The sequence below is a fragment of the Dialister sp. UBA1703 genome, assembly GCA_002320515.1.
Classification (GTDB): Bacteria; Bacillota; Negativicutes; order Veillonellales; family Dialisteraceae; genus Dialister.
This window is the reverse complement of record DCJJ01000076.1, coordinates 1-8,498: the sequence shown is the minus strand read 5'-3', so window position 1 is coordinate 8,498 and position 8,498 is coordinate 1. Positions and strand designations below refer to the sequence as shown.

The 8,498-nt window shown below is 54.9% G+C and carries 5 protein-coding genes; 2 read left to right on the top strand and 3 right to left on the bottom strand.

Going from position 1 to position 8,498, the window contains the following annotated elements; translation table 11 throughout:
* The first annotated feature begins 412 nt into the window (after positions 1 to 412).
* Positions 413 to 2,044 carry a ClC family H(+)/Cl(-) exchange transporter gene (locus B2Y11_RS03520; protein WP_291056285.1) on the top strand — a complete coding sequence of 544 codons (1,632 nt, stop codon included), beginning with the start codon at positions 413 to 415 and terminating at the stop codon, positions 2,042 to 2,044.
* Positions 2,045 to 2,342: 298 nt separating this feature from the next.
* On the opposite strand, the gene B2Y11_RS03515 is transcribed toward B2Y11_RS03520, so the two are convergent.
* Positions 2,343 to 2,990, bottom strand: coding sequence for a hypothetical protein (locus B2Y11_RS03515; RefSeq protein WP_291056283.1), 648 nt, complete (start codon positions 2,988 to 2,990; stop codon positions 2,343 to 2,345).
* Between the two features lie 179 nt (positions 2,991 to 3,169).
* Complete coding sequence (locus B2Y11_RS03510; protein WP_291056281.1) at positions 3,170 to 4,078, bottom strand: transglycosylase domain-containing protein; 909 nt, start codon at positions 4,076 to 4,078, stop codon at positions 3,170 to 3,172.
* A 692-nt stretch (positions 4,079 to 4,770) separates the two neighbouring features.
* Between B2Y11_RS03510 and gyrB the strand changes: the two genes are divergently transcribed.
* Positions 4,771 to 6,720, top strand: a complete 1,950-nt coding sequence (gene gyrB, locus B2Y11_RS03505) for a DNA topoisomerase (ATP-hydrolyzing) subunit B (protein WP_291056278.1) — start codon at positions 4,771 to 4,773, stop codon at positions 6,718 to 6,720.
* Positions 6,721 to 7,210: 490 nt separating this feature from the next.
* Here gyrB and B2Y11_RS03500 read toward each other — a convergent pair whose 3' ends face one another.
* The gene (locus B2Y11_RS03500) at positions 7,211 to 8,137 is read right to left on the bottom strand and encodes a LysR family transcriptional regulator (protein WP_291056277.1); all 927 of its coding nucleotides are present in this window, start codon (positions 8,135 to 8,137) and stop codon (positions 7,211 to 7,213) included.
* Between the last annotated feature and the right edge of the window lie 361 nt (positions 8,138 to 8,498).

The following is an 8,498-nucleotide window of genomic DNA, read 5'->3' as shown; positions in this document are numbered from 1 at the left end:
AATCGAATTTCATATGAATTTTTATCCAATCGACCTCATAAGTCTCCTTAAATAGCTCGCTATTCGCGTCGATTTATTCCTTGCATTGAATAAAAATTCAAGAATGAAATCCGATAACGATTTAATCAGCGCTTCCCTAGCCTGCCCATAAAAGGGCCTTCCTTTTAATTGGTCGACCGACGTTCATTCGCTCTCGCTCAGGATGACTGGCAGGAAGGCAGGACGTCAGGCGTCTGACGTCTACTGTCTGACGTCTACGACCTCTTTCAGGAATACATTCCCTACGGAAAGCCGACAGCGGACAGCCCATAGCAGTCCTCAGTCCTCACCATCTCACTGTCCCACTGTCCCACCAGCCCACTAGCCCACTAGTACACTACCCCACTATTTCACTATTCCAAAGGAGGCCACTATGAAAGAAGAACCCCATTCTTCCCAGTCCCTGAACCGGCAGCTCTTTGAGACCTATGTCGCTTTGGACAACTGGCACAAATTCCGCCTCCGTCTGTTTATTGAAGGCATATTTGTAGGTATTTTCGGCGGACTCTGCATCAGCCTTTTCCGCTTTCTTCTGGGAGAGGCGGAGACTTTCCGCATTTTTATCTATAACGCATTCCTGCTGCCTGCCACGGCGAAGGAAAATTTCCTGCCCCTTGCCCTCTGGGCCGCAGCCCTGGTGGTGACGGGATTTCTCCTCTATGCCATGGGCCGCTATGCTCCCATGGCCGGCGGTTCCGGCATTCCCCAGGTGAAGGGTGTCATCCTTGGTCTTTATAAGATGAAATGGATCCGCATTCTCTGGGTGAAAATCATTGCCGGCGCCATGGGTATCGGTGCAGGCCTTTCCCTTGGACGGGAGGGGCCCTCCATCCAGATCGGCGCCGTGGCGGGCCAGGGGATTTCCCGTTTTCTGGGCCGCACCCGCATGGAGGAGCGGTACCTCATCACCAGCGGTGCCAGCGCCGGTCTGGCGGCCGCTTTCAATGCGCCTCTGGCGGGCATGATGTTTGCCCTGGAGGAACTGCACCGCAATTTTTCCGGCGCCGTGCTCCTCCCCACCATGACCAGCGCCATTACCGCCACCATCGTCACCCGTTTCTTCTTCGGCAACAGCACCAGTTTCCATTTCATCAACCTGGTGCCCATGCCTGCGGACCATCTGGGACTGGTGGTGCTCATTGCCATTTCCGCCGGCTTTGCAGGCATCCTTTTCAACTACGGACTCCTTCACACCGGTGCTTTCTACAACCTCCCCGTTTTTAAGAACCAGTATGTGAAAATCCTCTTTGCCCTTTTCTCTGCCTGCCTTCTGGGCTTCTTCCTGCCCCTGGTGCTGGGCGGCGGCAACGGGCTGGTGGATCAGCTGGCCGCCGGCCGCTACACCAGCCTTTCCTTCCTGCTGATTCTTCTCTTCGGGAAATATATTTTCACCCTTATCAGCTACGGCTGCGGCATCCCCGGCGGCTTCTTCCTGCCCCTTCTGGTCATCGGCGCCCTGCTAGGCAGCGTGGAGGCCAATGTGCTTTCCGCCCTGGGCCTTATTAACGAGGTTTTCGCTCCCAATCTCATCATCATCGGCATGGTATCCCTCTTTGCCGCCAGCGTGCGCTCCCCCATCACCGGTACCCTGCTCATCCTGGAAATGACCGGCGACTTCGGCCACCTCATGGCCCTGGCCCTGGGAAGCGCCGTGGCCTACATTACGGCAGAGCTCCTGAAGGGAGAGCCGATTTACGACGCCCTTCTCAAAAAGTCTCTGGCCGCCAAGCCGGACAAAACCTGCGAAGAAGAAAGAAATATTGTAGAAGTGCCCGTAGGCAGCGGCTCCATTCTGGAAGGGAAGAAAATAAGGGACGTGCCCCGGGTCAAGAATACCATCATCATCGACCTCAAGCGTCACGGCGAAAGCGTGATTCCGGATCCGGACATCCGCCTGCAGGCAGAGGATTTCCTCTATATCCTGACCGCCAGCAAGAACGCAGAAACCTTGAAGCGGCTGGGTGAAGAACAGGTACCCCGGGAGTCGGTAAGGAGGAAGATATAGTAAGTAAAAGACCATGAAGAAATGGAGAATCACTCCTTCATGGTCTTTTTGCTTAGAAGGGTTCAGAGGGTGGTGGATTGCCCTTCGGGCGTAAAAAAAGGGGCGGCTTCACCGCAGGTTGTGTAGAATGGTTGTGTTCGCTTCGCTCAGGGGGCGGGCCGGAACATTATGGATTGTCCATGGAATCACTGCGCAACCGGATTCAGAGGGCTTAAAGGGTGGTGGTTTGCTCTTACGGGCGTAAAAAGGATAGAGCGTCCGGCCGTCTGGGGCAGACTCTCTATCCTTTTTACGTTTTTCATCTTCTGCCTCTCCGTCTCTGGATGGTGCGGCCGGGGCTTCCTCTCCTGATGGCCCGGGAGGGTCTTACTTCTTCATTGGAGGAAGCAGCCTTGGTGCCGGTGCCCAGTTTGCCGGTGCGGATGGCCGTTCTTTTGGCGATGAGGAACCAGCCTGCCAGTTTGTCGGCGGTTTTGCCTTCGCTGCTGTTTTTGGCACTGCCGTCTTCGGGATAGGCCTTTTTATAATATTCCACAGCGTTCCTGCTGTTTGTTTTATCATCGGAGGCTACGCTCTTGAAGTCCAGAAGGTTCTTCCCCAGGAAAAGGATGAGGAGCGCCGGATAGGCGGCCAGAGGATATACCTTTTCCACAATGGAAAGGGCTATAATCACCACAGCCACCGCAATGGCTGCCATGGCGGTGTATTTCTGCATGGACAGCATTTTCTTGAACTTGTCATCCATGGCGGAAAGCCAGATGTTGCCGCCGGCTTTGAAGTAATGGACGAATTCCTGGTCCCGAAAGCTCCTGTCCCCCTTGTGGTGTTCAATAATCTGGTCCACGATTTTAGCCACATTCTTCTGGAGGCGTATCATCTGGTAGCCGATGAGGAACCCGATGGATGTGACGATGACTGCGATAATGATGAAAGTTAAAGACTCCATAGAAACTCTCTCCTGTCAAAAGATTTCAGATTTGCATTCCTTTATTATACTCGCCGCCGGAAACGATGAAAAGACAGGGCAGTAAAGAAATTTCATTTCCTTTGCCGCCCTGTCTTCCATAACTCTTTTGTCTTATATCTGTTGAAATTTTCCAAAGGCCCTGCCCTGTCCCAAGCCGGTTATTTCAGCCACAGGTGCATGGCGGACCTGGCCGCCTCTTCCGGCGTAATGTAGCCTTCCTGGGCCATAAGGGCCAGCACGGTGGTCATCCGTTTGGCGCCCTCTTTGGGATGGCTGATGGGGTCATAGGCCGATGGTGCCTGAGGCAGGCCTGCAAGCATGGCGCACTGGGAGAGATCCAGGTCCTTCGGCGCTTTCCCGAAGTACACCCGGCTGGCTTCCCCTACGCCATAGGCGCCGTGGCCGAAATAAATGGTGTTCAGGTAAAGCTCCAGGATTTCTTCCTTGGAATAATTCCGTTCCAGCTGCACCGCCAGGGCCAGCTCCTCCGCCTTCCTTGTCATGGTCCGTTCGTTGGAAAGGAAAATGTTCTTCACCGTCTGCTGGGCAATGGTGCTTCCCCCTTCCAGTGTTTCGCCGGCTATGGAGTTCGTAATCAGCGCCCGGGCCACGCCGATGACATCCACCGCCCCGTGGTCATAGTACCGCCGGTCTTCCGTGGCGATAATGCCCTTTTTCAAAAGATCCGGTATTTTGTCATAGGGCACAAACTTTTCCCGGTGCACCCGGGACTCCAGGGATTCTTTGAGATGGGCCACGTCATCCCACTTCTCCCGAAGGGTGCCGGCTTCCGCCTTTTCCTTCACCACAGAGGAAGGAGCGGCCCTGTCCGTCTTTTCCACGGTACCCTGGGCCGTAGGGGTGGAAGACATACCGGAAATCAAAGTGGCCACGGTCTCTTTGATTTCAGATACCACGCCCTTTTCCTCCTTCGCCGGCTTGATCTCACGGGAAGCGATGGCGCCACCATGAGAAGCCTTCGCCTGCCGGCTCAGGTCGTCGCCCTGGGACATGCCCCAGTAAACGGCTGCGCCCAGTATGATAAGGATAAATAATAATTTTTTCATAGAGTTCCTTTCCCTGAAAAAATGGAATATGCTTATTTGCTTATTGTACCATATCTTATAAAATTGGAGGCAGACGCAAAACGGCGCTAAGCTGTATTCCCGAAGGTTGATGTGCACATCCTGCATAGGATGTGCAAGTCGGCCGAAGTTGGCCCTTAGCCTGCCCATAAAAGGGCCTTCCATTTAGTCGGCCGACCGTGGTCTTTCGCGCGCGAGGGTTGATGGGGGCCGCCAGGCCTTTGGCCCTGGGCCCCAAGGGTTCTGTCCGGGATTGGCTGACGCCTTCCGGACAGGTTAAGTGCCTGACGGCACAGGGAGTTATATAGTACTGTGGAGGTCCTGCATAGGACCTCCAAGTCAGCCAAAGTTGGCCCATAGCCTGCCCATAAAAGGACCTACCTTTTAGTCGGCTGACCGTGTCGCTGGCGAGGTACGGCGCCTTTCGGCGCCAGTATAAATACTGCCATCAGTCCCGGCAGTGCCGTCCTACTGCATCACAAAAGGATACACGCGTCAATCTTCGGGAATACGGGTAAGCCCCGTATTGTTGTTCAATCGCACCGCTCCCATTTCCTGCAGAAATCCCCCGTTTATGCTATAATAACTATATAATATAAGGTATATAAAGGCAGTGGACCAATTCAGGAAGCACTGATTCAATGGCCGCTGCATTTTTTGTCAAGGAGTGTTTTATGTCTGAAGAAATTCATGAAATCCAGGCCCGCCATGCAGAGGAAAATGGCAAGAGCGATTACGGCGCGAAGGATATACGCGTACTGGAAGGACTGGAAGCGGTACGCCTCCGTCCGGGCATGTACATTGGTTCCACCTCCGCCCGGGGCTTACACCATCTGGTGTATGAAGTCGTGGATAACAGTATCGATGAAGCGCTGGCAGGCTACTGCACTCACATCGAAGTCACCCTGAATGACGACGGCAGCTGCACCGTCACCGATAACGGCCGCGGCATCCCCACCGGCATGCACGAAACCGGCAAACCCGCCATGGAAGTGGTGCTCACCGTCCTTCACGCCGGCGGCAAATTCGGCGGCGACGGTTACCCCATTTCCGGCGGCCTCCACGGCGTAGGTATTTCCGTGGTCAACGCCCTGTCCGAATGGATGAAGGTCACCGTCCGGAGAGAAGGCCATTTCCATGAAATGAAACTTTCCCGGGGCGACGTAACGGAACACATGAAGAACTACGGAGACACCGATGAGACCGGCACCTCCGTCACCTTCAAGCCGGACATCCAGATTTTCAAGGAAGGCATCGATTTCGACTATGAAACCCTGAAAATCCGCATGCGGGAGCTGGCCTTCCTGAACAAGGGCCTCACCATCACCCTGACCGACAACCGGGACGGCGCCACCCATCAGGACGTCTTCCACTACGCCGGCGGCATTACCGAATTCGTGCAGTTCCTGAACGAAGGCAAAGACCTGGTAGATCCCGCCGTCATCGCCTTTGAAGGGGAAAAGGACAAGGTCATCGTAGACATTGCCATGCAGTACCAGACCGGCTACAGCGAAAACATGTACACCTTCGTCAACGACATCAACACCGTGGAAGGGGGCATGCACCTGGCAGGCTTCCGCACCGCCCTCACCCGGGTACTCAATGATTACGCCAGAAGAAGCGGCATTCTGAAACAGAACGAAGACAACCTCTCCGGCGACGACGTGCGGGAAGGCCTCACCTGCGTCATTTCCGTCAAAGTGCCTAACCCCCAGTTCGAAGGCCAGACCAAGACCAAGCTGGGAAATCTGGAAGTCAAGAGCATTGTGGACAACATCGTTTCCGAAGGCCTCAAGACCTACCTGGAAGAACATCCCCAGGAAGCCAGGGCCATTGTGGAAAAAGGCATTACCGCCAGCCGGGCCAGGGAAGCTGCCCGAAGAGCCCGTGAACTGACCCGCCGCAAGAACGCGCTGGAAGTATCCAGCCTTCCCGGCAAACTGGCTGACTGCACAGAAAAAGACCCGAAATTTACGGAAATCTACATCGTCGAAGGGGACTCCGCCGGCGGCTCCGCCAAATCCGGCCGTGACCGCCGCTACCAGGCCATCCTGCCCCTCCGCGGCAAAATCCTGAACGTAGAAAAAGCAAGACTGGACCGGGTGCTGAACTCCGATGCCATCCGCACCATGATCACCGCCTTCGGCACCGGCGTAGGCGAAGACTTCGACATCACCAAGCTCCGCTACTACAAAATCATCATCATGACCGATGCCGACGTGGACGGCGCCCATATCCGCACCCTCCTCCTCACCTTCTTCTACCGCTACATGAAACCCCTCATCACCGAAGGCCACGTATACATTGCCCAGCCGCCGCTCTACCAGATCCGGAAAGGCCGGCAGAAATACTACACCTACGACGATGACGAACAGAATAAAATGCTTGATGAAATCGGCCGTGACGGCTGCGTGATCCAGCGCTACAAAGGGCTGGGTGAAATGGACCCGGAACAGCTGTGGGACACCACCATGAATCCGGAACAGAGGGTCATGCTGAAAGTAGAACTCACCGATGCCATCGAGGCAGACCGCCTCTTCACCATCCTCATGGGCGACAAGGTGGAACCCCGCCGCCGGTTCATCGAAGAACACGCCAAGGAAGTAACCAACCTGGATTTGTAAGGGCCGCGAAGCGGCCCTTGGACACGCCTTCGGCGTGAGGGTTAACGGTCCTTGCGGGCCGAAGGTTCTTAGGTTTGACGGGCCTTTGGCCCGAGGGTTATGGTGGCGGCTTCAAATGCCGCTTCGCCCCGCGGGTTGTGTTCGCTTCGCTCAGGGGGCGCCCTTCGGGCAATGAATATCACGCCGCCTTGACAACGGAAACTAGGGAAGCGCTGATTAAATCAATGTCTGCTTTTATTCTTGAATTTTTATGTAATGCNNAAAGCAGACTCTATGAATTAATCAGTGCTTCCCTAGGCCAGCACACCATCCCACTCATAAATCCACAAAATAAAAAAAACTCTCCTTCTACCTGCAGGAGAGTTTTTTTATGCATATAAGCCATCCGGCAATACATTTTCGCCCCTTGAGCGTCAGCGAACATAACCTTGCTGCACAACCTGCGGCGCAGCCGCGCCCCTTCTCTCACGGAAGAATCCAGTCTCCCGCCTCATTGAGAGGAGACCGGTTTCGCCTCCTCCATCCACTTCTCTATCATCTGCCAGCGGTGGGCTCCCGTCTGCCAGCCGAAAGAAAGCTCATAGGTTCCTTCCTCAAAATGCATGACATGAAGTTTTTCCCAGTCATCCTTTGCGAGCAGGGCCCTTGCCAGATTTTCCGGGCAGAAATAGGCGCCCCTCCCCAGAAGGCAGAGCCGAAGCATGGTCCCCATATTCTCCGACTCCACCGCCACATGGGGCGCAAAGCTGCCGCGCCGGAAAAGCTGTCTTGCCAGAGCGCCGGCAATATCATTTTCACTGTTCAAAAGAAAAGGGCAGTCTTCGAAGAAAAGGGGCAGTCCCTTCTTCCTTGCCTTTTCCGAGAAAAGAGAATACCCTTCTTTCCCCCAGAGCCTTTCCGTAAGGGATTTCTCCACAAGAAGCACGATTTCCTCCCTCATCCAGGGCCTGTGGGAAATGCCCGGCATCTCCCCGGGAAGCCTTGCCATGGCTATGTCGATTTCATCCCGCTTCAGACAGTTCCATATATCCTCATTGGCCATTTCAAAAAGGCGGATACCGCAGCGGGGATACCGCTCCTGGAAACGGGCAATGACAGAAGGCAGCATCACCTGTCCCCGGGACGGCGCAATGCCGATGCGGAGAATCCCCTCAAAGCGCCCCGACACATCGGACAGCTCCCGCTTCAGGGCCCGCTCGTTTCTGGCAAACAGGCGGGCATAGCGAAGGAACACCTCACCGCTGTCCGTCAGCGTCAGCGGCACATGGCGCACAAAAAACTTCGCCCCCGCCTCCTTCTCCAGAGAAGCGATGTGGGCGGACAAAGTCTGCTGGGTAATATGCAGCCTCTCCGCCGCCTTCGTAAAACTTCTCTCCTCTGCCAGCATGAGGAAATATTTCATAGATAGAAAATTCATGGTTCCTCCTGTTACTGCATTTTATCTGTATTGTATACAAGAAATAACAGTTTTTCAATGTAAGTCTTCATGAATATAATGGATATAAAGGGCCGCTCCGCCAGGGGGCCGCTCCGCGGCCCGGGTTCAGAAGGTTCAGAGGGGAAGGTTGACGGCCCTTCGGGCCGAGGGTTGTGGCCGCCTGTCGGCGGCAGGTTGTGTAGAAGGGGGCGACGGCCCTTTGGGCCGAGGGTGGTGGATTGCCCTGCGGGCAATGCTTATAAAGTCAGCGTTACGGATTCACCTTTCTGTGTCATATGGCATGATAGGCATTCTGGTGATTAGCCACCTCCGGTGGTTTTCCCCCCTTTGGTGCCTTACG